Source organism: Silvimonas sp. JCM 19000 (assembly GCF_054652575.1).
Window position 1 is genome coordinate 1 of sequence record NZ_BAAIHC010000070.1, and the last position, 591, is coordinate 591.

The 591-nt window shown below is 47.0% G+C and carries 1 pseudogene; it reads left to right on the forward strand.

Annotation, left to right across the window (positions count from 1 at the left end):
- A pseudogene (locus ACYQ1A_RS21805) lies at positions 1 to 529 on the forward strand (hypothetical protein); the annotation flags it as partial.
- Positions 530 to 591: the final 62 nt, after the last annotated feature.

Below are 591 nucleotides of genomic sequence, written 5' to 3' on the forward strand. Positions count from 1 at the left end.
GGACCCCGCCCGTGCGGCTGATTTCACCTTGAATGAGGGAAAACTGGATTTAAGTCTCGTAAATGCGGGTAGACCCTTTTGCGGCGCGCGGAATCCCTTAAAGGCATTGATTTACCAGCCTCTAATTTACATCGATCAATGTTTTTTTATTGCGAATTACCAGGACGGGTGGAATAGCATGGTCTATCAGCTGTCCAAGAGATTCGACCTGCGTTGCATAAGTATTTCCACCAGTGCTAATGATGATGAATATCCGATTAACTCGATCCGTGTCTACCAAGGTGGAGTTACCAGACGTTTAGTTCGAGCTTTCAAAGATGGCGACCGATGGGATTTTTTCGAGAAGGGCGATCCTATGCCGTTTGAGCAAGTGGAGAACTATAAGAAAAGGCGAATTCGGGATCGATTGGATCGTGAGAAGCTGCTCATGAGCTTGGAAAGGGCAGGACTGGATTTGAAAAACCCTGGCGCGTGGGTCACGAATCAAGACGCGTTATATATCAATGAATGCAGAACCCCTGGCGGCTGATATGGAAGAGGAACGTAACCATTATCTCTTTTCAGGACGGGCACGATGAACAAATCTCAAAC